At 32.5% G+C, this 22,132-nt stretch carries 24 protein-coding genes and 1 pseudogene; 9 read left to right on the top strand and 16 right to left on the bottom strand.

From position 1 onward, the window contains the following. Positions 1–86 precede the first annotated feature (86 nt). A complete protein-coding gene (locus tag ACFEL1_RS00445) occupies positions 87–1,262 on the top strand; it encodes an FAD-dependent oxidoreductase (RefSeq protein ID WP_375331102.1) in 1,176 nt (391 codons plus the stop codon). 92 nt (positions 1,263–1,354) lie between these two features. Here the strand turns inward: ACFEL1_RS00445 and ACFEL1_RS00440 are convergent, their stop codons facing one another. Further along, positions 1,355–1,819 (bottom strand): helix-turn-helix domain-containing protein, encoded by a 465-nt coding sequence (locus ACFEL1_RS00440; RefSeq protein WP_341761007.1) that lies wholly within the window; start codon positions 1,817–1,819, stop codon positions 1,355–1,357. 60 nt (positions 1,820–1,879) lie between these two features. Further along, on the bottom strand, positions 1,880–3,388 hold the full coding sequence (lnt, locus tag ACFEL1_RS00435; protein WP_375331101.1) for an apolipoprotein N-acyltransferase: 1,509 nt from the start codon (positions 3,386–3,388) through the stop codon (positions 1,880–1,882). Between the two features lie 85 nt (positions 3,389–3,473). Here lnt and ACFEL1_RS00430 point away from each other — a divergent pair, with 85 nt between their 5' ends. Next, the gene (locus tag ACFEL1_RS00430) at positions 3,474–4,283 is read left to right on the top strand and encodes an enoyl-ACP reductase (RefSeq protein WP_375331100.1); all 810 of its coding nucleotides are present in this window, start codon (positions 3,474–3,476) and stop codon (positions 4,281–4,283) included. Between the two features lie 274 nt (positions 4,284–4,557). Here ACFEL1_RS00430 and ACFEL1_RS00425 read toward each other — a convergent pair whose 3' ends face one another. The 14 genes and pseudogenes from ACFEL1_RS00425 to ACFEL1_RS00360 all read right to left on the bottom strand — a co-directional run bounded on the left by ACFEL1_RS00425 (position 4,558) and on the right by ACFEL1_RS00360 (position 14,741). Beyond that, entirely contained in the window at positions 4,558–5,361 is an 804-nt protein-coding gene (locus ACFEL1_RS00425; RefSeq protein WP_375331099.1) for a DUF2163 domain-containing protein, read from the bottom strand. Next, positions 5,358–5,579: pseudogene (locus ACFEL1_RS00420) on the bottom strand (DUF2460 domain-containing protein); the annotation flags it as partial. The pseudogene ACFEL1_RS00420 and the gene ACFEL1_RS00425, both read right to left, overlap by 4 nt. A gap of 28 nt (positions 5,580–5,607) precedes the next feature. Next, a complete protein-coding gene (locus ACFEL1_RS00415; RefSeq protein WP_375330791.1) occupies positions 5,608–6,105 on the bottom strand; it encodes an IS630 family transposase in 498 nt (165 codons plus the stop codon). A 20-nt stretch (positions 6,106–6,125) separates the two neighbouring features. Then, positions 6,126–6,611 carry a helix-turn-helix domain-containing protein gene (locus ACFEL1_RS00410; RefSeq protein ID WP_375330797.1) on the bottom strand — a complete coding sequence of 162 codons (486 nt, stop codon included), beginning with the start codon at positions 6,609–6,611 and terminating at the stop codon, positions 6,126–6,128. Between the two features lie 79 nt (positions 6,612–6,690). Then, the gene (locus tag ACFEL1_RS00405) at positions 6,691–7,068 is read right to left on the bottom strand and encodes a DUF2460 domain-containing protein (RefSeq protein WP_375331097.1); all 378 of its coding nucleotides are present in this window, start codon (positions 7,066–7,068) and stop codon (positions 6,691–6,693) included. 177 nt (positions 7,069–7,245) lie between these two features. Then, positions 7,246–7,425: a nucleotidyltransferase domain-containing protein gene (locus tag ACFEL1_RS00400; protein ID WP_375331096.1), complete on the bottom strand. Its 180-nt coding sequence runs from the start codon at positions 7,423–7,425 to the stop codon at positions 7,246–7,248. A gap of 33 nt (positions 7,426–7,458) precedes the next feature. Then, positions 7,459–8,277, bottom strand: coding sequence for an Rpn family recombination-promoting nuclease/putative transposase (locus ACFEL1_RS00395; RefSeq protein WP_375331095.1), 819 nt, complete (start codon positions 8,275–8,277; stop codon positions 7,459–7,461). A gap of 79 nt (positions 8,278–8,356) precedes the next feature. Further along, on the bottom strand, positions 8,357–8,764 hold the full coding sequence (locus tag ACFEL1_RS00390) for a hypothetical protein (protein WP_375331094.1): 408 nt from the start codon (positions 8,762–8,764) through the stop codon (positions 8,357–8,359). Next, a complete protein-coding gene (locus ACFEL1_RS00385; protein ID WP_342278464.1) occupies positions 8,754–9,092 on the bottom strand; it encodes a phage head closure protein in 339 nt (112 codons plus the stop codon). Before ACFEL1_RS00385 ends, ACFEL1_RS00390 begins: the two co-directional genes overlap by 11 nt. A 6-nt stretch (positions 9,093–9,098) precedes the next feature. After that, positions 9,099–9,638 (bottom strand): head-tail connector protein, encoded by a 540-nt coding sequence (locus ACFEL1_RS00380; protein ID WP_375331093.1) that lies wholly within the window; start codon positions 9,636–9,638, stop codon positions 9,099–9,101. Between the two features lie 370 nt (positions 9,639–10,008). Beyond that, positions 10,009–11,544 (bottom strand): phage major capsid protein, encoded by a 1,536-nt coding sequence (locus ACFEL1_RS00375; protein WP_375331092.1) that lies wholly within the window; start codon positions 11,542–11,544, stop codon positions 10,009–10,011. Positions 11,545–11,914: 370 nt separating this feature from the next. After that, positions 11,915–13,318, bottom strand: coding sequence for a phage terminase large subunit (gene terL / locus ACFEL1_RS00370; RefSeq protein WP_375331091.1), 1,404 nt, complete (start codon positions 13,316–13,318; stop codon positions 11,915–11,917). Further along, positions 13,315–13,578 (bottom strand): hypothetical protein, encoded by a 264-nt coding sequence (locus tag ACFEL1_RS00365; RefSeq protein ID WP_342278458.1) that lies wholly within the window; start codon positions 13,576–13,578, stop codon positions 13,315–13,317. Before ACFEL1_RS00365 ends, terL begins: the two co-directional genes overlap by 4 nt. Continuing rightward, complete coding sequence (locus ACFEL1_RS00360) at positions 13,575–14,741, bottom strand: phage portal protein (RefSeq protein WP_375331090.1); 1,167 nt, start codon at positions 14,739–14,741, stop codon at positions 13,575–13,577. The genes ACFEL1_RS00365 and ACFEL1_RS00360 overlap by 4 nt, the downstream gene beginning before the upstream one ends. Positions 14,742–15,113: 372 nt before the next feature. On the opposite strand from ACFEL1_RS00360, the gene ACFEL1_RS00355 reads away from it, so the two are divergent. The 7 genes from ACFEL1_RS00355 to ACFEL1_RS00325 all read left to right on the top strand — a co-directional run bounded on the left by ACFEL1_RS00355 (position 15,114) and on the right by ACFEL1_RS00325 (position 21,956). After that, positions 15,114–15,800 carry a hypothetical protein gene (locus ACFEL1_RS00355; protein ID WP_375331089.1) on the top strand — a complete coding sequence of 229 codons (687 nt, stop codon included), beginning with the start codon at positions 15,114–15,116 and terminating at the stop codon, positions 15,798–15,800. A gap of 34 nt (positions 15,801–15,834) precedes the next feature. Then, positions 15,835–16,266, top strand: coding sequence for a tRNA (adenosine(37)-N6)-threonylcarbamoyltransferase complex ATPase subunit type 1 TsaE (tsaE, locus tag ACFEL1_RS00350; RefSeq protein WP_375331088.1), 432 nt, complete (start codon positions 15,835–15,837; stop codon positions 16,264–16,266). A gap of 69 nt (positions 16,267–16,335) precedes the next feature. Next, positions 16,336–16,500 (top strand): hypothetical protein, encoded by a 165-nt coding sequence (locus tag ACFEL1_RS00345; protein WP_375331087.1) that lies wholly within the window; start codon positions 16,336–16,338, stop codon positions 16,498–16,500. Positions 16,501–16,521: 21 nt separating this feature from the next. Next, positions 16,522–16,956 carry a type II toxin-antitoxin system RelE family toxin gene (locus tag ACFEL1_RS00340; RefSeq protein WP_341762286.1) on the top strand — a complete coding sequence of 145 codons (435 nt, stop codon included), beginning with the start codon at positions 16,522–16,524 and terminating at the stop codon, positions 16,954–16,956. Positions 16,957–17,015: 59 nt separating this feature from the next. Further along, positions 17,016–18,425 carry a sodium:solute symporter gene (locus ACFEL1_RS00335; protein ID WP_342279202.1) on the top strand — a complete coding sequence of 470 codons (1,410 nt, stop codon included), beginning with the start codon at positions 17,016–17,018 and terminating at the stop codon, positions 18,423–18,425. 71 nt (positions 18,426–18,496) lie between these two features. Continuing rightward, a complete protein-coding gene (uvrC, locus tag ACFEL1_RS00330; RefSeq protein WP_375331086.1) occupies positions 18,497–20,488 on the top strand; it encodes an excinuclease ABC subunit UvrC in 1,992 nt (663 codons plus the stop codon). Positions 20,489–20,894: 406 nt separating this feature from the next. Next, positions 20,895–21,956: an IS110 family transposase gene (locus ACFEL1_RS00325; protein WP_375331085.1), complete on the top strand. Its 1,062-nt coding sequence runs from the start codon at positions 20,895–20,897 to the stop codon at positions 21,954–21,956. The last annotated feature ends 176 nt before the right edge of the window (positions 21,957–22,132 follow it).

Here is a 22,132-nt window from a genome sequence, read left to right as displayed (position 1 = left end):
TCTTTAGATCAGATTTATTTACATAATAGACTAATGCGTATGATGTTGCTAATAGTTAATAATCAACTTTAATTAATGAGTTAAATATGTTTACCACCTTATTGAAGTTACTACCTCCTACTCTATATCAATATTGGAACATATTGGTTAATTCTGTTAAATCTTTTGCTATGGTTCTAATATTTATGTTACCAACGGTGTACGCTCAACCACAAGCTCAACCTGAAATACGAAAAATTGTCCCACTAAAACTAGAAGCTGTTAATCTTGGTCAAAGAATTATATGTTATCGCCCTACAAGGCATGGTATACCAAATATGACTGTTACTAAGCTAGGTGATAAAGTTATTGCCCATAATTATGGTCATAGTGGTAGCGGTTGGACATTAGCACCAGGAGCTATTGCTTATGTTAATGAATTATTGCAAAAATCAGAATATGCTACTGATTTAAAACCTGATACTCCCATTACTATTATCGGAGCTGGTGTTATGGGGTTATGGAGTGCTTATGATCTGATTGAAAAGGGGTATAGTAACATCACTATTATTGCTGACCAATTTGATGGACTGGCTTCTAATAATGCTGGTGGATTGCTTAAGCCTTCTTTCATGGATTATCCACCAAATGCAAGACCCATGATGAATAAAATAGCTGTTAATGCTTATAAAGTTTATTCTGCTATTGCTAAAAAACAACAGAGTAATTTTATAGATGGAGCTGTTATAATGCCAGCTTACTTTCCAACTAGGGAAGAATCAGATCTAGAACCTTATGTAACTGCCGGGGTAATGCAACCAGCCAAAGATGTAGTACTTGATTTTGGTAATGGTACAACAAGAGTTATGGTAGCTTACGATGACGGAATTATTAAAAATAAAATTCAAAATTTTGCAGAAATTAAAACTAAATATATAGTAGATTGTACCGGTCTTGGTGCTAAAGAACTTGATAATGATAATGCAATGACTCCTAGCCAAGGACATTTAATTATGTTAAAAAACCAAGATACTGAAGATGTGAAATATTTAATTTCAGTTAATTTAGGTAATGGTAAAACTAGTTCTGGGCAAGCAGTAAATTGGTATTTTTACATGCATCCAAAGCATTTACCTAGCAGTAGTGCTGATGATGTAGGGGTTATTGGTAAAACATTTATTGAAGGAGCTACACCACAAACTCCCAATGAAGAACAGTTTGATCTGATAGTTGAAAGAGCAAGGAGTTTTTATGATATTGATGCTAGTAAAGCAAAAAAATAACCCTAGCTACGCGAATTTGGGATAAGAATTAGTCAATTCTTATCCCAAATTCGATAGTTGACCAACTTGTAAAGCTAGTTAATTACTACGGTTTATATTTGATTACCTTGAGATGCTACTATTGACTTAATCAGTTCAACTATTTTCTGCCTAATATGTGGATTTTGAATCTCGGTAAATCCTTCCACAAGATAAGATACTTCTTTTTCTGTGTCGTATTTTAAAGGTACTAAATACTCTGCTTTATCTTCAGCAATAATATTATTTACAAGACTATTGTTGTCTTGCGTACCAAATAGGTAATCCTCTGATACCTCAGTAGTTTTAGTCATATCAAGAAAATATTCAATAGATACATTTAATATTTTTGCAAAAAAATACAATATACTGCCAGCTATGGGGGTAGTAGCATTTTCATATTTTTGTATCTGTTTTACACTAAGATTAATAGCTTCACTCAATTCTTGTTGGCTCATGCCGAGCATTATACGACGCTTTTTTAAACGCATACCTACAATTATATTTATTCTTTCTTTTGATTCATTATATTTATTCATTGTTATAATAATTTAATATTTCTCTACCTATTACAACTAATGATAGTATAATATTCTAGCTTAATCAAGTAATTTTTTATTGATATTAATAATATTTTTTATTAATATGTAACTAATAAGGGTAGTTATTATTGCTAACAAGGCACATATATCTCCAAATTGTGAATATAAAGTTTCAAATTTTAGCTTGTTAGGAAGTAAGTTATCTATATAACCTACTTCATTGATGTGACGTTGTTGAATAATTCTGCCTACGGGATCTATTACAGCCGATATACCATTATTAGCCGTTCTAAGCATAGGAAGACCGTTTTCTACACTACGCATACGACTAATCTGTAAATGTTGGTATGGACCAGTGGAGTTTCCATACCATGCATCATTAGTGACATTAATGATCACATCTGAGAGTTTATTACTCGTTCGGACAAAATTTGGAAAAATTGATTCATAGCAAATAAGTGGTTTTATGGTTATATTAGGTTTATCAAGACTAACGAGCTGTCTATCTCCTGCGGTATAATCTAACAACCCAGCGGTTAATTTCTTAAATGGTAATAGCCATTTGAGAGGCATATACTCACCAAATGGTACTAAATGAGATTTATGATACTCAAATAATTTATTTCCCACTTCTGTTAAAGCGTATAAACTCGTATAAATTTCAAAATCCTCCCCGTTCTTACCATTATTTGTTATACCACCAGTAATTAAAATTGCCTTTTTAATTTTTAGCATCTTTAATATTTTTATTTTGATTGGTTGGTAATCATGCGGTGCTACCATAGCAGCTTCCGACCATATAATTAGGTCTACGTTGCCCGGCTCTTTAGACAATGCGATATGAAGATTAAAATTTTTCCAAAATTCTTCAACGTCCCACTTAGCAATTTGTGGAATACTTGGCTGAACTAGTCGGACTTTTATATTTGAGAAGCTGGTAGGATTGTTATGTAGCTTTAATAAACCATAGGAAGTTATTAGAGCGATTATTACCAATGAATTTGCTAATAATATTTTTAATAGATTATATTGTTTAGTAAAGATATGATAAAAACTAGTTGATATATATATTACAATAAAACTTAAACCATATATTCCTATGATACTAGAAGACTGAATTAGAATATCAGAAAATGAAAAAGCATATCCAAGCAAATTCCATGGTAATCCGGTAAATATCCATGATCTTACCCATTCAAAAAATACCCAATAAAGGCAAAAAATAAACTGATAAAAATGATGATTCTTGGCTAGGAATCCGAAACCACAGATTGTAGCAATGAAACAAGCCAAAATAATTGGTAGACCAAATAATGCCAGTGGCACTGCCCACCAAAATTCATCAATATAAACAGTAACCCCTATACTAATCCAGTACATACTGACTAAAAAATGCCCATAGCCAAATATAAAACCTAATATAGAAGCTTCTTTCCAGCTATTAGCAATTTGTACTTGATAACATAGCAGTGCCAAGGCAAATAATCCAGGTATAAAGAAAATTGGAGCAAAAACTAAAGCACTAATCATACCTGAAATCAGGGTGAATATTTTGGATGAGAACATTAATGTTACTTTGATAAAAATTGTTTACAAAAATATACATCATGCTATTGTTTGGGCAAGGTTTTAATAAAAATAAGGAATATATATGCAAGTTAAAGTCACTGCTTTGCTTGATGGTAAGAAAGGATTAATTACAGGTGTCGCTAATAATTTATCAATATCTTGGGCTATTGCTCAAATGGCCAAAGAACATGGTGCAAACTTAGCCTTTACCTATCAAGGAGAAGTACTTGAAAAACGCGTTATACCACTTGCTGAAGAAATTAAGTGTGATTTCGTTGTTCCGTGTGATGTAACAGATGAAGAATCACTTGATAATTTGTTTAAAATTATTGAGCAGAAGTGGGGCAAACTCGATTTCTTGGTTCATTCTATTGCTTTTTCTGATAGAAATGAATTAAAAGGCAGATACATAGATACCTCATTGTCTAACTTTCTTAATACCATGAATATATCATGTTATTCTCTAATTGCCTTGGCAAAACGTGCAGAACCTTTGATGAAAGATGGTGGTAGTATCCTTACCCTAACTTATTATGGCTCACAAAAAGTAGTTCCTAATTATAATGTCATGGGACCTGCTAAAGCTGCGTTAGAATCTAGTGTAAAATATCTTGCAACTGATATGGGATCAGATAACATCCGAGTAAATGCCATATCAGCTGGTCCTATAAAAACTCTAGCATCTAGTGGTATTAGTGATTTCAAAACTATGTTAGCTTTCCATGAAGCTGCATCACCGTTACGCAGAAACACTTCTCAGCGTGATGTTGCAGGGGCGACATTATATTTGCTGAGTAACTTAGCAGAAGGAGTTACTGGTGAAATACATTATGTAGATTGTGGCTATAACACTACAGTAGGGATGGGTAAAGGTTCTAGTAATTGCCATTAACTATTACTAGCGAAGCACTGTTGTAAGGCTTAAACCGTCTATTAGCGAGGAGACTGTAGGTCGACGAAGCAATCTAGTAACATCATTTATCTATGATTGTTCCTAGATTGCTTCGCTTACGCTCGCTAATAGACGCTGTGGTATAGGTATTTGTAAACTTTCAACAGTTATGGTGGCAACCCCCATGAAACAACTTGTCATATAGGTTGCTTCGTCGACCTACGGTCTCCTCGCTAATAGACGATCAGCAGCCATTTTAATAGTTCTGCCTTACCTAAATCACTTTGATAAAATTATCATCAGGAATCAATGGCTCTCCTCTGAAATTTACTGCATTGTTGAACTTATTGCAACAAGTTGTAAATTTTTTATCACAACCTACAGTAAGTAAAACAGTTTTGTTATGCTTCATACTATCGGGAATTGTTTTATCCAATGTAATTAAATTCTCAGAATGACTAAGGATTTTACTATAAAATTGAACATCAGCTTGACTATTAGCTAAAATAGCATCCCCGTAATTGAAATAACCATTTTCTTTATCAAGGTTTGAGATAACCATAGTTCTACCAAACATTTCCTTAATATTATATATCTGACTATAAACTGTTTTATCTATTTTGCATTTCAAATCACCAAAATTAGCACGACAATTCTTACTAAAAGATTGCAGTAACGACTGATTATATACATCTATATTTGGCTCTAAACGTAAAGTAAAATCCAAATCTCTTTTAGTATAAGTGATGCAGCGATAAGTAACAAAATGCCTACAAGAGTTAGCAAAACAAACATATATCTTGACCATAGCCTGGGCTAAATCATAATGTTGCTTTACTCCCTCATTCTCAAAAACTCCTTCTAAGATAATGTAATTCTGAGCAGAATCATTAAATCCTCCTTCCTTTAAAGTCACTCCAGAATTCGGAACAAATATTATATTATCAATTGATAAAGATCTATCAGACTCGGTAAGATACAGATCAAGATTGTCTTGTAGTTTTATATGGAAACAATAAGTAAACCCCTGTAATTCAGCTATGGGATTATCAATGTTTTCTGTTAAAGCTACTGTCATATAACCTCCAATAATTCTATGGGAGATAATTCTATTGACCCATCAGAAGAATAAAAATACTCAAAACTATCACTAGCAAATCGCACAGCTACATCAAAAATAAAATTACCTGTCAAAATTTGATCTTTATCTAATGGTTTTGGCAAGGTTACTACTCCAGTATTATAATCAACTTGCACCTCTGTATTGATATCATTAACATAGAATTCTCCACTAGCAAATACCGGTTTATACTAATTCCCTAATTTAATTTAGCAAATAATTCATACAACAAATCGATTTAATTAGTGAGGCATTTAAATTTTTAAGGCAGGAACATACTACTATTTCTAGTTGTTCGATTGTGTCATATACTTTATTCTTTATAGTATTAGACTTTAAATATTGCCACAATTTCTCTGTCGGATTCAATTCAGGAGAATATGGGGGTAAATAAAGAATTTCTATATTTGTTGCAATAATTAGCTCTTTAGCTTTGTGCCATCCAGCACAATCCATAACAATAATCGCTTTTTGTTCTCCTATCTGTTTAGACATCTCTGCCAAAAATATATTTAAACAAACGGTATTGACATTTGGCATCATTAAAGTAAAATCATCACCTGTGATTGGGTTAACCGCACTATAAACATAGAAATTTTGAAAGCCCATTTTGGCTTTAACTTGAGTTCTGCTACCTTTACGAAACCAACCATAACCTAATTTAGAATGAGTCCCAAAACGTGATTCATCAAAGAAATACAAGTAACTGCTAGGGTTATTTGTTATTGTTTCTTGAAGTTTTTTTTAAACCCTTCATGAGTTTCTTTATTCTGTTTGTAATGCACTGGTCTTGGGGTAATGTATGCAAATTTAAGTTTCTGTAATACTCTATGTACAGCCGATTTACTAGCATCAATCTCCAAATTTTCTTTAAGTTTTATGATGATATTTTTTATTGTCATGTTACAATCGTCTTGTAACCATTTATTTATTGCTTCACAACAATTTTTTGTTAATTTACTTTTTCGTCCTCTACCTTGTTTATATTCAAGGCTTTTATCATTACCTTGAGCAAAGCTTTTTACCCAGTTCCTAAGCGTATTGGTTGTTATATTAAATACCTTACATACTATACCAACACCATTTTCTTTAGCAGCAATTATAGCCATAAGTCTAATAGCAACTCTATTATCTCGGTTCATGCTTGCAAGCTGCTCAATAGCACGTTGGTATAACTCTTCTGTTATTAATCTTTGATGACATCCCATTATATTCCTTTCCTTAATTTATTCATAAACTTGGAATATTATAACATAATCTCATCTTTTTTCTACTATTTATACTAATTTAAATTAGGGAATTGGTATTACTAATTATCCTAGCGTAGGGCAAAATTGGGTCTTCATATAGTTTAACCAGTTGGAATTGGGTTAATTCCCCATCACCTTTGCCAATAATTTGCCTTGATACTTGATAATCGACATTATCTCTAAAGCGGAAGGCAAAATTCCCTCCCCTTCTTGCTCTAAAGAAAGAACTAAACTGTTCAAATTCGAGACTACTCAGACGACAATTTTTAATCAAATATTTTTGTTTAGCATATTCTCTATCTAAATTTCTCACTTCCCTGCCCGATAATGTCATAGCACAAGAAGTAGCAAATTCTGGTCTGCCAACAGCAAAAGTTTCAATAAATTTTGGCATACGTATATCATGAAAATTCATAATTTCTCCTATAAACTTCAGTTTTGGATTAGAATTAAAAATTTTAATCCAAAACTGGCTAGAATATCAAAAAAATGCATTCTTGAAGCGGCTGGTACTAATGCATTTTAATCTATTAGCAAATGAAATATTTAACAATCAGGCGTCAAACCGCTTTAAGCCTGATTGTTTACATTCTCATTCCTCTTGCAAGTTAAGTAATTCTTCATCACTTATTAGCTCCATAATGCAAAGGTCAAGATCAGAAAATTTCCTATTGCTACCTTTACTGCGAGAGCCATATGCTTGAAATGTATATGGATATTTTTTTAAGATAGATTTCAATAATAAAAAACCTTCTTGTTCAAGATTAATCATTTAATTTCTCCAAATCATTTGAGTATACAAAGCCTATTTCTTTAGCTGTTCTATTTCTTCTATTGATAGTTCTGTATATTTAACTATTTTTTCTATCGACTCATTATTAGCTAGCATTTTTTTTGCCATTGCTATTTTTTCTTCAGCTTTACCTTTATTAAAATTTTCTTCTAGAGCAATTTCTTCTGCATCTTCCTGCAATTTGGTTCTAATATATAAGTCGTATTCTGCTGGGGTAAGCTTATACCGTTCAATCATATGGTAAGCATCTAATACCTTACTGCTCTTAATATCTTTAGGTGGTTCTGTCTCTTGTGTTGCACATTTGAATAGATGTAACCACTCATCAGCAACACTGGTTAATTGTGTTTTTTTAAATTTTCCAAGCTCTATAAATATATAAGAGAGGTCAAATAAATATTGTTTATTAGTAGTAGTCTCAACATTTTTATGAATACTTATATAAGGCACTTCTTTGTCAAATATTCTAGTTTTTACCAATGAAATCACTATTACTGGCAATAAATCCAAGTGAGTTAAACCTTCTATAAGTTGCCCAACATATGAATGGGCAGAATAATATTGTACTCTTTTTAAATAATTGGTTTCATTTCTTTTTTGCATTTCGATAATGTACCAGTTTCCTGATTCATCTTTAACTTTTAAATCAAATACACTTCTCCTACCCTTATGAATCCCCGCTAATTCTTCTACTGGAATAAATTCAATTTCCTTAATTCTGTACATTTCAGATAAATCAAGAACACTATTAAGAAATTCTTTTAAATTCTCCTTATCACGGAAGATTTTCTTAAACAGACTATCATTTGTTGGGTCTAAATATTTTTCCATATCAATTACTCCCTTTTCCTTCAATATTATCAACTCTATCATCTTCTAATCTTTGAGTATATGGAATAGTTTATTTTCATCAACTATTCCCCTTCAATAAAGCTTTATAATCTATCGTAAGCTTAGTAGTTATAAGGTCAGAACTACGCTGAAAATTTATATTACATGCTTTCATACTAGCAACCATATAATCTTGAAGAATACATACATTAGCTGTTAATTTATTAGTAATTTTTTCAGCAAGTAAAGTCAACAGACCTTGGTTTTTATCCCTAGCAAAAGCACTTATCTCAAATTCCACCTGGTAAATATTTTGATTTAATCTTGATATATTTTCAACTTTCAAAATATTTATTAGTAAGAACGGATATTTTGCATCTTGGACTACCGATATGTAAATTCGATCAACGCTAAGTCTAATATCTTGGTCATTAGATAATAATTTATATATTGTCATGTGAAAATCATGAATAAAATTAACAGACATATATTTCTAGCCCTACGATATTCAAGAATTTACTTTGTTCTGCCACGTTAATAATCCGCTTAATCTCAAATTGCCTATCTCTAAATGATATACGCATCTTGGTGGTAACGCCTTTGATAAATCTTATTTTAAACAGATAAAACCCTTCCGTCATAATATGACCAAAATTCACAGGTTCTATCGATATAAATCGATTATCACAAATAGGTTTTATTTCAGCATAAACAGATAATTTCTCTTGCCATTTTTCTTGCTCTATTTCACTTGTAGAAAAATTTTCTAAAATTTTTACCTGATGCTGCAAACTACGTGCTACTGATTTTTTCATTTTTAACTATATTTTTAATTGTCTATATGCTAAATATAAATTTTTAACTTCCGTTGACAAAGAAGTAGCATTTTGCCTTTCTCTGTCATACATTTCTGCTATATGCATTAATATTCCATGTCTTATTGATGCTGGGATACTAATCCTATCATAACCAGCAAAATATTCAACCATTAGCTGACAATTTTCTAATTTTTTATTTAAACATAATAATGATCTAGCCATATCTAGGTGATATTGCCTAGATTGCAAATCAATCGCCGATCCATCACTATTTGTTAGAGTAATTTTTACTAGCTCCTTTATCGGTTGATATTTTAACTGAAAATTTTGCTGATTTTTAATATTGCAAATAAATTCTATCCTCCTTGTTATTATCGTAAGTTTAGTAAAATTCTCAGCGGCCATAATTGCCGCATTTATTAGACTATTAATTAAATCATCATCATAATTACCTTCTATCCTCATATAGTTTTTAACTTCTACTAAAGTCCAAATAGTCTGAGGAATTAATTCAATAACTTTAAATATATTTTCTTTATGCATATAATACCTAACAAAAAAGGATATAATCCCCGCGTAAGCGGGATCGTCATTGCGAGAAGCCGCTGCAAGCGGCGACGCGGCAATCTAGGATACGCGAAGCTTTACTCTAAAAAAACAGCTTCACTGTTTACTTGGATCGCCACGGCATCTAACGATGCCTTGCTATGACGGCTGTGTTTAATTTGTTTATACATGTTCAATCATTACGCTCTTAAGTTGACGCCTAGCGTCATTGCGAAGAGCCACTTTGTGGCAACTAAGCAATCTATATGACAAGCTTCATGGATTGCCATGCTCACATACGTTCGCTCGCTAATAGACGGTTTAAGCCTTACAGTAGCACTTCGCTAATAGGCCTTTTATTTCTGGCTCAGCCAAACATCGCCAATTTAATAGCACTCTGATTTACTACATCGCCCCCTACTCTTTTGACTGCATAAAATTTTACAAATGGCTTATCGGTATAAGGGTCTCTCATGATATTAATACCACCACGATCTATAATTTTATATGCTGATTTAAAATCACCTATGGCAATTGCAATATTATCTTTCTTTATCGAGGGCATTTCAGAACAACAAACCACAGGCACTCCAAAAATTGTTTGCTTTAAAGAGTCCGAGAGCGACTGCTGCCAAATAAAACGACCATTATTATCTTGCAGTTTTTGAATGAATGACAAGGTAGTACGGTTCATTAAAAAACTAGCATTTGCCAAATATTCTTCATCAAGCAAATTGATAAAATCCAGTAATTTTTCTGCGGTAACTTGCTCACCCATATCAAAATGTTCTATTTTATCATGATATCTAGATAAAATACCTTTCGGTCTCGTCTTACCATCTCCATTAATAAACGCATCATTTTCGGCTTTTACAAAACTATCTCTTAAACGTTCTATCAGCCAGTTCTCTATCCTAATAGCGGAATCATCTATCAAAGTTTGGCTAGCTTTTGGCTGAGCGTAAAGCTCATGTACAAAAATTCTCTGTTGCTTTAATTTAGGAGCAGTTGTTTCATCTCTTGCCTCTAGATCGCCAACCCAACCACTAGCAAAATTGCCATCTTCAATTACTATATCAAGGGCATTACTAGAAATTATTTCAATTGATGCTAATTGCCTCATAGGTGATCTAGCGTTAATCTCAGTGATTATACTATTATATAAAGCTGGTACTAATAATACCCCACCTTCCTGCTCCCCACTATTTAAAGATTTTTGGATTAATTCACTTTGGCTACCTTTACGAATATAACTATCAAAAGCTGTTTTATACTCAATATCTTGCATCCCCCCTATTTCTGGACGAGACAAAAAATTTTCTAGATTATATATTTTTTCCTGTAACTCATTGATTTTCATCTCATTATTGTTTTGTTTGGTCATTAATTCTGTATCCATGTTATTCTCCATTAAAATTGTATCATTTGAATATATTTGTTTTGTGATATGCGAAATCTTAGCATGATAATTGGCTGGAAAAGTTACTATACTAACCTCAATTAATTCAGCTTCAGTGATAACTCTTTGATTTAAGTTATTGTAATTTGATAGTTTTATATTAAAACCGATGGAAAGACTATCAACTGCCCCTTGACGGACAAGTTCTATAGCCTCTTTGCCTTTTTCAATTTTATTATTAATTACAGCTTCAACTTTTAAGCCGTAATCATCCTCTATCAAAGACTTAATTACACCTATTGGTTTTTGCCAATCATGTTGCCAAAGAAACTTGATATGCGAATGATTAGCTGAGGCAAAAGCTCCTTTAACAATTAGGTCATTATGCTGGTCAGAAATATTACAAACACTAGCATAACCTGAAATAACTACGCCATTGTCTGTACTAGATTTTATGATTAAATTTTGAATCACTTGATTCTGCTGTAAGTTTTGAGTATACATATTACCTTATAATTGCAACGACTAATGGTAATATATATTATAAATCTCTAGCACTAAGTGTTTTATGAAAAAAATTTATAAAAAAATAAAATGAGATTAGTAAAAGAGACAAACTACTAATAATTGTTGGCGGTACGGGTATATTAATTCCATAGTACCTTACATTTTTTGTATAATCGTCATCGCGAGGCACCGTTAGGTGCCGTGGCGATCTCGTGAAGTGAGGAGTAATACTTCACAAGATTGCCACGTCGGCGATTTCATCGCCTCCTCGCAATGACGGTTGGAAGGCATATTAATAGTGGTCATACAAAAAATTTAGGGTACTATGACAAAAAGCAAACAGGGGATGACTTATAAATGTAACCAACTAAAACCCCCGTATCCTCACTGTTGGTTTATTAGCTTGTTTCTTTATAAAATTCAAAAATTGACTAACTGAATCAACTATGTCATCATTTTTGCAATGTGGAAAACTTAACAATTCATTAAGTAGTGTAGTATTAAAAGCCGATTGTTTTGGCAAAGCTACGGCTGAAGATTGGAATAAAGTTAACACTGAGGAAAATCTAGTGATTTTATCAAGTTTTGGTTTTATGGCAACTATGTTAACAACTCCATCTAATCTTAGATCTTGTATAACTTGCTGACCACTTGCTTTATCTTCAATTAATATATATCTAGGACAATATTTCTTGGCTAATTTCTCTACTTGACTCTTTAACTCTGGATAAGTAAGTTTTTGCCTGAACATTGATACAAGATAATATCTCTTATCTAAAATGCCCCAAGAGGTACAAACACTATAATCAGCATTTTCTGAAATTTTAATGGCAGTATCCCAGCTTTGCACGAAATAATCAAAGTTTCCCGGCAAGCTCTCATAAAAGCTAATATCCTCCATATTCAATAATATACAATTATTAGCTATTGGTTCTTGCAAATATTGGGCAGCATAATTATGTATACCAATTTCCTGTTCTAATTTTATAAGATATTCAGGATTATCTCGAAATCCATGTAAGATATCGCCTTTAACATATTGATGTTTATAATTATTAATAGAATATACTTGATCTCGTTTAGCCATAGCTGGAATTTTTAAGTGATGCCAAGAATTGGAATTAAGAAGCAAATGCCCACTTAAATCTTCTTCGTGTAATCTCTGCATAACTAATACTATTGCTCCTGTATTCTTATTGTTAAGTCTAGTGACAAAAGTTTGTTCAAACCATTCAACTACTCGCTTTCGCATTTTTGGTGAGTTGATTTGACTCGGGTTATGAGGATCATCTATAATAAGTATATCACCCCCCTCGCCTGTTGCTGAACCTCCAACTGACGTAGCAAATCTAAAACCATTATCCTTTGTCATAAACTTACTTTTTTGATTATGTTTTTTACTTAAAACGGTCTTAGGAAAAACTTGGCTGTACCAGTCGGAAGTAAGTACAAAACGACAATCTAAAGAGTGTTTTACACTTAACACTTGAGAATAGCTGGCAGACATGATCCTTTTTGTTGGATCATGTCCTAATATCCAAGCTGGCCATGCCACTCCAATACACACAGATTTTAGAGACCTAGGCGGCATATTGATTATTAACCTTTTAATATCGCCCTTTTGTACTGCTTGTAAATATTCAGCAATAAGCTCAATATGCCAATTGGCTTGATATTCTATCCCAGGATTAATTGTATTAAACACTTTATTTATGAAACTATTAAAGTCTTGTCTCAATATTGCATGTAATAACTTCTTTGGATAAGTCATTGATATTTACTCAAAAACTCGGATATGATTGCTTCATCCTCTTCTTTCACTATAGTATTTTCATTTAAATCCTCATCTTTGCTGAGCTTATTTAGCTGAATAATTAAATTGACTAATTTATTCAGCGTTTCTGTAATATTTTTCTTAATTATTATCTCACCCTTGGATTTTTTTGATCCTAGCTCGTCTAGTTCATCTTCAAGGAGGGAAACAATTCTAGCAATAAAACTATATAACGTAGTAATTGTGTCTTTTGTCATAATCTATCCCCACCATCTATTGGTTTAAGACCGACAAGAGACCTTTTCTCGTTCAAAGTCATAAAACTAGCATTCGAGATTTTAGCCCATAAATTTTCGCGTTTTTCTGTTAATGCTGAAATACTATCACGATCAAAATCGATAATAATTCCCTCTTGATACCAGTGTGACAACCAGTTACTTAAGGCATCTGATAATTTATCAAGTAAAGGAATTAACGTCTCTTCCCAAAGAGCTAATCTAGCTTCTTGCATATTACTATAGGTATTATCGCCATTAATACCTAGCAATTGAGGGGGAATACCAAAAGCTAAAGCTATTTCCCTAGCTGCCGAATTTTTTGCTTCAATAAAATCCATATCTTTTGGATTAATGCTCATTTCTTGCCAATCAAGTCCCCCTTCCAAAAGAAGAGGCTTACCAGAATTATTACTACTGGTAAATTTCTCCGTAAGCTGCTCGTGTAGCCTATCAAACTGTTCGTCACTAAGATAACCATTACTCTCTTTGACTATCAACGCTCCGCTTGGACGGGCTCCATTCCTTAGTAAAGAGCTATTCCAGCTAGTAGCCTGTGAATGCAAATCAATTGGTAAAGAAGCAGCATCAAGGCAAGATAATCCATAACACGAATTAGTAGGATGATAATTTTTTAAATGTAACACCTTACTCATTCGATTAATTGCTGAGATAGGATAAATTTTCTCTCCACTACTACTCATATATCTATACGCTACTGGATAGTTCTTATCTAACACTAACTCAGTTGCATTGCTAGGCAGTAAGTAAATTTCCCGGGGTCGATTATTCATTAATGTAGCTAAAATATAGGCATTACCATATAACAGCTTACTTGCTATCACTTCACCGAAAAAATCTGCCCCTGCTTTCTCTGGATTAGGTCTTTTCAATAAATTATAAACAGGATGATTTGCTATTCTTGCAAAAGATCCTCGATTATTTTTACTAACTATCCAAGGCACATGGCTTGCTGACTGTGCTATTAAATTCACACATCGATAAACTATAACATTTTTACGATATGCCTCTATACCAACTTTTACATCCCTAAATTCCGAATTCCCTAGAGCAGTAAAATCAATAAATGTATGTGATTTACAGGACTTAGCTTTAAAGATTTTTTTAAAATATTTTGTTATCATATTCACCTAAAATAAATAATAAATATCACTTATAACATATTTTGTATTTGCACTAAGTGTTTTGGTGCATAAATAACTTCCAAATCTTTAAATTTTACAATAGAATACTATTACCATGAAATGTCATCCTGAATTTATTTCAGAATCTATTGAAAATGGTGTAATTAGGATCACAACTGTTGAAAGTTAAAAAATCGTCATCGCGAGGCGTCGACAGACGCCGTGGCGATCCAGATAAACAGCGAAGCTGTTTTTTTAGAGTAACGCTTCGCGTATCTTGGATTGCCGCGTCGCCGCTTTTTCACGGCTTCCTCGCAATGACGCCACAACTGTTGAATAGTATAAAGAATTCAAACTAATAGAGTTATATTAATGTCTGCTCAAATAATAGAGTTGTTAATTTTTGCTGGAGTCGCTTTTTTTATTATAAATAGGCTAATTGCTACTCTTGGCTCTACATCAGAGGATGATCCAGCTAAACGCAAATCTTCCTTTTTCGGGGAAACAGGAATCAAAGACGTTACTTATACAGCAAACACTGCTGCTAGTAATATTCTTAAGAATAATTTGCCTCATAGCATGGTGAAAACCACTCCTATTAACCCTATGGAGCTTGATGGGTTAATAGTTGAAGAGAATTCCACTGCTATAATAGCTGGTCTTGAAGCTGTATCGGCTAAACTTCCATCATTTAAAGCAAGAAAATTTTTACATAGTGCAAAAGCAGCCTTGGAACTGATTATTGAAGCCTCTAATGATGATGATATTGAAGATTTACTTACATTGGTGGATAAAAGATATATACAAGAATTCCATATTTTCTTTGAAACCTATGGAGAATTTGTTAATGGCAGCGTACTAGATGCCAAAATTTCTGAAGCTTATACATTCGCTAATAATATTTTCATAAAAGTATTATTCACAGGTGAAAGAATAACTAGTAGTATAAAATATATGCAAGAAGAATGGACGTTTTCTAGAAGCCTTATCTCTAAAAATACAGATTGGTTCTTAACTAAGGTTGATCGCCTAGAAGAGGAGAAACAGTCAGTTTCCTAGCTTCTATTGATTCATCCCCAAATTTGAAGATACAATGAAATTTCAACAAGAGTCTATTATTTTAAACAATGAACAAGACTCTATATCGTTTGCACAAACTATTGCTAAAAATTTAGAATCGAGTGAAATTATAACTTTTTCCGGTGATTTAGGCTGCGGAAAAACATTTATATGTCGAGAGATTATAAAGTATTTTTGTGGGCCTGCTACTCATATCATCAGTCCTACTTTTAATTTGCTACAAATTTATACAACATCAAAATTCACGATTTATCATTTTGATCTTTATCGTTTAAACTACTTAGAAGAAATTTATGAACTAGGTATAGAAGAAGCCTTTCAGGGTAATCTTTGTCTAATTGAATGGCCAGAATTAATTGAAAAAATATTACCTAGACCTATAACCAAAATTCACTTACAAATACTCGAAGGTAACAAACGATCTTGTAGTATTTCTTATTTCTGACATCCCTTGACAAAGTGATGTAAAAGTGTTACATTGCACTTATGCTAAACATTAATAAAGCTATACATCATGGCAACAAAAAACCCAAGAATCAATGTAACTTTTGAAGAAACAACTGCTGGCTTACTTTCACATTTAGCCCATCAGGAGCATAAGTCTGTTGCGAGTTTAGTGCGTGAATTAGCTCTTGAAGCTTTAGAAAAATGCGAGAGGACTTCTATTTATCTAAAGTAGCGGAGAAACTTGATAAGGACGATGTTAAAACTTATAGCCATGATGATGCATGGAAGTAAAATATCAAGTATACTCTTCTGCTTTGAAGAATTGTTTTTTGAAAATATCAGGAACTCGCGTACTCATGTACTAAATGTACACTCCGTTCGCTCGCCCTTCATTTTCAAATCCAATTCTCCAAATCATTCGAGTATATGTTATTTAGAAGAAGTAATAAACAAACACATTCCTTCTCTCTCTACAAAAGCTAAGGCACTTATTAAAAAAGTTATTGAAGAGCGTTTGATGATCGACCCTATTGGTTTTGGAAAACCTTTACGTTACAGCCTGAAAGGTCATAGACGCCTCCGGGTTAGCGATTATCGTATTGTCTATAGAATTGAGCCGAAAATTAAAACAATTTTCATAGTCGCTATAAAACATAGAAAAGATATATATAAAGATGATTGCAGTTAGCGTAGTTTAAGTAATACAAAAAAGTTTTTTTATATTATACTCTGCCACTTTCAATAAAAATAATTAGAATGACCCTTGATAATATTATTGTATTGGTATACTTGCTATCAATACTTGTTGTTGGTACATACTACAGATCTAGACTTATAAGTTTTACAGATTATGCTACCGTTCAAGGCAAGACTAGCAATAGTAAACTATTGTTGGTTGCAACTATTTTTGCTTCATCTGTTGGTGGAGGTGCTACTTTTGGTATTGCTGAAAAAGCCTTTTCCGGTGATTTATCGTATAGCTATGGACTAATACTCACTCTACCAATCGATATACTCATAGCTATTTATCTTGTACCCCAAATAACTAAACATTATGGAGCAGAAAGTGTCGGCGATATAATGGTAAAATATTATAGTATATCAGGTCGTTTTATTGCTGGCACTGCGTCTGTTATGGTATCTATAGGCTTTGTTGCTGCCCAAATTAGTGTTAGTGGTTATATTTTTCAATATATTTTAAAGATTAATTATTTAGAAGGAGTAATATTAAGTTATGGAATTGTTATCATCTACACAACTATTGGAGGATTACAATCGATTATGTTTACTAATTTATTACAATTTTTTGCAATGATAATGGCTATTCCAGTTATTGCCATATGTGGTCTCAATAAAGTTGGCATCAGTGAATTTATCCAACAACTACCTAGTGAAAAAGTGTATTTTATCTATAATAATAATTTTGCCAGTGAGATATTTATTAATACGATAACTGTCATGCTAAGTTTTTGTGTAATGAACTTATATCCTAATTTTATTCAGAGGGCTCTAATTAATAATAATGCAAAAAAGACTAGTACCGCTATATATATAAAATCAGTTATATATGCTATATTCTTAATATTTATCACCTTAAATGGTCTGATTGCCTATAATCTTTATCCCAACTATTCTTCTAATCTTGCATTACCACACCTAATTGATCAAATAGTACCCTCAGGGTTACAAGGCTTTGTGATAGTTGGTTTACTTGCAGCAGTTATGTCTACCGCTGATTCTGATTTAAATGTTACCTCAATAGCCTTAGTGAAGGACTTATTAAATCCTATTTTTAAAATACAAAATCAAAAGAAATTATTGTTAATTGCTAGAATTACTAATGTCATAATCGGCAGTTTTGCAATAATTGTTGCCTTAAAATTTAATAATGTAATTGATTTAGTAATGTTTATTACTGGATTTTGGGGACCACTAATATTAGTCCCTTTAGTATTTGCTCTTTTCAACATTACTATAACACAAAGCATGATGGTTTTATGTGGATTAAGCGGGATCACATCTTTTCTCATTTGGTCATATTTTTTCACTCATAATTCTCGTCTAAAGGGGGTATTTGTTGGTACTATGTGCAGTTTGTTAGTCTTCTGCATAGGATTAATTACCAAAAAGCTGGGTAATTTGAAAGTTGAGCTATAAGCCTTGATAAATAAGGAGTACAGTCGTACGTACAGTTAATGTTATGTCGAACTCTAGTTGTTTGGTAAATTATGTTACAAAAATCTAAACTTATAGGTAGTGAATTAATAAAATCTCATCTTGAGAATGCTCCTAATCTTCCTGGGGTTTATAGAATGCTGAGTGCTGATCAGCAAGTTATCTATGTGGGGAAAGCTAAGAATCTAAAAAAACGTCTTACTAACTATATTAAAACTGATCTTGACAATAAAACAATACGCATGGTATCTCTAACACATCATTTAGAGTATAATGTTACTAATTCTGAAATTGAAGCTTTATTACTTGAAGCACAATTAATCAAAAAGTTTCAGCCAAAATTTAACATATTACTTAAAGATGACAAATCTTTTCCCTATGTCAAATTACGTTTGGATACTGATTACCCACAATTAATTAAATATAGAGGAAAAAATTTATCTAGTGGTGAATTCTTTGGTCCATTTGTTTCTTCAGAGCAAGTAGATACTACCCTAAAAGAATTACAAAAAATTTTTAAACTACGTTCTTGTAGTGATAATTATTTTAAGAACCGCAAGCGTCCTTGTTTACAATACCAAATTGCTAGATGCTCTGCCCCATGCGTTGGCAAAATTAGTAAAGAAGATTATAGTGAGCTGGTTAGCCAAGTAAGAGACTTCTTAACTGGCAAAACTAAGGAACTACAAAAAACTCTGTCTGACAAAATGGAACAATTAAGTCTACAATTACGTTTTGAAGCTGCTGCCGAAATACGAGACCGAATAAAGGCGCTGAGTTATATCCAACTAAAATCAACCTTATCTAGTAGTTCTATAAAAAATGCTGACGTTATAGCCATTGTTGAAAAGAATAATTGTTATTGTATTCAACTGTTTGTATACAGGTTTGGTCAATCTTATGGAAATATAGCATATTTTCCGTTTCAAACGGATGAAAGCAACAAAACTGAGATTCTAACACAATTTATCAATCAGTTTTATCAAACTAATCCAGTTCCAGATGAGATAATTATAAATCATCCAATCATTGATCTAGAATTAGTAACTAAAGCTATTAAACAACTTAGTGGTAATAATAAATTGTATATAATACATCCTATCCGTGGTAATAAAGTCAAATTATTAGAAAATGCTAAATTGAATGGTCAGCTAGCACTTGATCAGCATTTAAAACAATTTGCTAAAAATCAAATGATCTTCCAACAAATACAACAATTATTCAACCTACCACTACTACCAGATAGAATCGAAGTTTACGATAATAGTCACATTATGGGAACATTTGCTGTAGGTAGTATGATCGTTGCAACTAAATCCGGATTCGATAAAAAAGAATATAGGATATTTAATATACCTGTTGCCAAGGGAGATGCCAAAGGAGGTGATGATTACGAAATGCTAAGAACAGTCCTAACAAGAAGATTTACAAGATTAAAAAAAGAACATCCAAAAAGTATATACTCAAATGATTTGGAGAATGGGGACAATAAACAAGGGGTGAGCGAACTAGGCGTACATGAAGTACGTGAGTACGCGAATACCCCGCAAGTATTTGCAAAAACCAATTCTTCAAAGCATAAGAGTGTAGTTAGTTTAATGATTATTGATGGAGGTAAAGGACATCTATCAGTAGTACAAAAAATAATGGCAGAATTTGATCTTGAAATTCCATTTGTTTGTATGTCAAAAGGACCTGACAGGAATGCTGGATGCGAACAATTTCATATGCTTGGTAAAGAAGCTTTTACCATCAACAAAAACCTGCCAGTCATGAAATATTTACAGATTCTGCGTGATGAAGCACATAATTTTGCTATAAAAAATCATAGGCTACGTCGTTCTAAAGCTATTAAAGTCTCTAGTTTAGATGACATAAATTCAGTTGGTCTTATCCGAAAAAAAGCCTTGTTACATTATTTTGGCTCATATAAAGCAATATGCGATGCTACTATTGAGGAATTATCTAAGGTAAAAGGTATAAGCAAAACCCTTGCAAAGCATATTTTTACATCATTACATAACAAATATACTGCTCGTAAATGAAGAGTTGGTAGACGAAGGTCAACTTCAAGAAGAGCTAGGAGTGTCAAAGTCGAGCTGCTAGGCGTACATTAGTACGTGACTCATCTTCGAGACGAAAAAGTGCTTGAAACGTCTAAAGAATCAGGTTCGTAGTGGTTTTGGAATGAAGTTTGTAGTCATGTAAACATCACTTTTCTACTTGACATACTAAAAATTAGTCAACATAATGCTTCTTATGTGTATTACCATTGTTTTGTTTCAAATAAAAACTCTTGTCATTAAAGTACACTTTTATCAGTATTTCTTTATTATAAAATTCCACAGGTGAAAAAATAATGGTATGGACCTCCTGATATACAGAATGAAAAGCAGTTGCTAATCTTCTAAAGTTAATATTAAATATTAAAATAACAATCAGGAGGCTAAGATGGAAGTTACCACAATTGGTATAGATATTGCAAAAAGAATTTTCCAAATTCATGGTGTAGATAAAAATGGTAAGACGGTATTAAAGAAAAAATTAATGAGAGATCAAGTTTTAACATTTATGGCTAATTTACCAAAATGTTTGGTAGGTATGGAAGCTTGCGGCGGAGCTAGTTACTGGGCAAGAGAAATAACTAAATTGGGGCATATAGTAAAACTAATGGCTCCACAATTTGTCAAACCGTATGTTAAAACTAATAAAAACGATCAAGCTGACGCTGAAGCTATATGTGAAGCAGTAACAAGACCAAATATGAGGTTTGTACCAATTAAAACTGTAGAACAACAAGATATTTTGTCAATTCATCGGGTAAGAGAGAGATTGGTAAAAAACCGTACGGCACTTGCGAATGAAATTAGAGGATTATTACATGAATTTGGTTTTATTATTCCTCAAGGGATCAATAAGGTTGTAACAAAATTAACTGAGATTTTAGATGAAGGAAATTTGAGTCAGCTAGGTTACCAAACATTTAGTGAATTGAAAGAGGAATTTTTGGATAATGACAAAAAAATAAAAGAGATAGAAAAAAGATTAAAAATAATAGCTAGCAACTTAACTCAATATCAACGATTAACAGCTATACCTGGTCTTGGTTTAATTACTGCTACTGCTTTAATAGCATCAATAGGTAATGCTACAAGTTTTGAGAATGGTAGGCAATTATCGGCATGGTTTGGATTAGTGCCAAGGCAGCATTCCAGTGGAGGGAAAGATAAGTTGCTTGGAATTAGCAAGCGAGGTGATGTTTACTTGCGTACTCTATTGATCCAAGGAGCTAGAGCTGTACTAAATGCCAAGATAAGATTTACATCGGAAGAACAAAAATCTAAAAAAGATTTTAGCAAATTTACGCAGTGGATGTTTAATTTATCTGAGCGAAATGGACATAATAAAACAGTAGTTGCTGTAGCTAATAAACTGGCAAGAGTGGTGTTTGCAGTACTAAGGTCAGGGAATGATTATGTAGAGAGTAAAGTTTGTAGCACAGAGCTATTATAATTAACATAAAATAAAATAAATAGTGGTTTATTAATTAATAGGTAAACAAAGAATATGTAAGAGATTCCAACCCGGAATATGCGTGAGATAATAATATTGATGGTAAATAAGACAAACCTTAGCTTACAAAGAAACTGATGACTACAATGGCTCTTTGAAGCCGATAAAATGATAAG

The sequence above is a fragment of the Candidatus Tisiphia endosymbiont of Oplodontha viridula genome (genome assembly GCF_964264865.1).
GTDB lineage: Bacteria > Pseudomonadota > Alphaproteobacteria > Rickettsiales > Rickettsiaceae > Tisiphia.
Note: the sequence above shows the minus strand (reverse complement) of the source record. Positions and strands in the feature narration are given on the sequence as shown.

Bases quoted from the DNA above. Each gene is read 5' to 3' on its own strand.
- ACFEL1_RS00445 (WP_375331102.1), top strand. From the start codon at position 87: ATGTTTACCACCTTATTGAAGTTACTACCTCCTACTCTATATCAATAT.
- ACFEL1_RS00440 (WP_341761007.1), bottom strand. From the start codon at position 1,819: ATGAATAAATATAATGAATCAAAAGAAAGAATAAATATAATTGTAGGT.
- lnt (WP_375331101.1), bottom strand. From the start codon at position 3,388: ATGTTCTCATCCAAAATATTCACCCTGATTTCAGGTATGATTAGTGCT.
- ACFEL1_RS00430 (WP_375331100.1), top strand. From the start codon at position 3,474: ATGCAAGTTAAAGTCACTGCTTTGCTTGATGGTAAGAAAGGATTAATT.
- ACFEL1_RS00425 (WP_375331099.1), bottom strand. From the start codon at position 5,361: ATGACAGTAGCTTTAACAGAAAACATTGATAATCCCATAGCTGAATTA.
- ACFEL1_RS00410 (WP_375330797.1), bottom strand. From the start codon at position 6,611: ATGGGATGTCATCAAAGATTAATAACAGAAGAGTTATACCAACGTGCT.
- ACFEL1_RS00405 (WP_375331097.1), bottom strand. From the start codon at position 7,068: ATGAATTTTCATGATATACGTATGCCAAAATTTATTGAAACTTTTGCT.
- ACFEL1_RS00400 (WP_375331096.1), bottom strand. From the start codon at position 7,425: ATGATTAATCTTGAACAAGAAGGTTTTTTATTATTGAAATCTATCTTA.
- ACFEL1_RS00395 (WP_375331095.1), bottom strand. From the start codon at position 8,277: ATGGAAAAATATTTAGACCCAACAAATGATAGTCTGTTTAAGAAAATC.
- ACFEL1_RS00390 (WP_375331094.1), bottom strand. From the start codon at position 8,764: ATGTCTGTTAATTTTATTCATGATTTTCACATGACAATATATAAATTA.
- ACFEL1_RS00385 (WP_342278464.1), bottom strand. From the start codon at position 9,092: ATGAAAAAATCAGTAGCACGTAGTTTGCAGCATCAGGTAAAAATTTTA.
- ACFEL1_RS00380 (WP_375331093.1), bottom strand. From the start codon at position 9,638: ATGCATAAAGAAAATATATTTAAAGTTATTGAATTAATTCCTCAGACT.
- ACFEL1_RS00375 (WP_375331092.1), bottom strand. From the start codon at position 11,544: ATGTATACTCAAAACTTACAGCAGAATCAAGTGATTCAAAATTTAATC.
- terL (WP_375331091.1), bottom strand. From the start codon at position 13,318: ATGACTTATCCAAAGAAGTTATTACATGCAATATTGAGACAAGACTTT.
- ACFEL1_RS00365 (WP_342278458.1), bottom strand. From the start codon at position 13,578: ATGACAAAAGACACAATTACTACGTTATATAGTTTTATTGCTAGAATT.
- ACFEL1_RS00360 (WP_375331090.1), bottom strand. From the start codon at position 14,741: ATGATAACAAAATATTTTAAAAAAATCTTTAAAGCTAAGTCCTGTAAA.
- ACFEL1_RS00355 (WP_375331089.1), top strand. From the start codon at position 15,114: ATGTCTGCTCAAATAATAGAGTTGTTAATTTTTGCTGGAGTCGCTTTT.
- tsaE (WP_375331088.1), top strand. From the start codon at position 15,835: ATGAAATTTCAACAAGAGTCTATTATTTTAAACAATGAACAAGACTCT.
- ACFEL1_RS00345 (WP_375331087.1), top strand. From the start codon at position 16,336: ATGGCAACAAAAAACCCAAGAATCAATGTAACTTTTGAAGAAACAACT.
- ACFEL1_RS00340 (WP_341762286.1), top strand. From the start codon at position 16,522: ATGTTAAAACTTATAGCCATGATGATGCATGGAAGTAAAATATCAAGT.
- uvrC (WP_375331086.1), top strand. From the start codon at position 18,497: ATGTTACAAAAATCTAAACTTATAGGTAGTGAATTAATAAAATCTCAT.
- ACFEL1_RS00325 (WP_375331085.1), top strand. From the start codon at position 20,895: ATGGAAGTTACCACAATTGGTATAGATATTGCAAAAAGAATTTTCCAA.